We start from the raw sequence: 229 nt of genomic DNA on the forward strand, positions 1-229 counted from the left end.
GTCCAGTCGATACCCACCAGTTTGCATGCCAGAAAACTAACGTCGAAAAAGCGCGTGTGCGGGATCTTCAGCAAACTCAGGTTACATTGATGAAACTGGCAATTGATGAACTTGCAGTTTTTGAAGACGGCTTCGGTAAAGTTACAGTCGTTGAATTCGCAGTCTTCAAATTCAACGCCGGTAAACTCAGCAAAAGACAGCGACAACTTATCGAAGGTTTGATTGTAGT

The 229-nt window shown here is 44.1% G+C and carries 1 protein-coding gene; it reads right to left on the reverse strand.

The genetic code is table 11. The features are described from left to right. Positions 1 to 229 (reverse strand): pentapeptide repeat-containing protein (locus R0J87_RS25450; RefSeq protein ID WP_498889797.1); only part of this gene is annotated, 229 nt, incomplete at both ends.

It is taken from the genome of Halomonas sp. SIMBA_159, assembly GCF_046536035.1.
Classification (GTDB): Bacteria; Pseudomonadota; Gammaproteobacteria; order Pseudomonadales; family Halomonadaceae; genus Vreelandella; species Vreelandella venusta_A.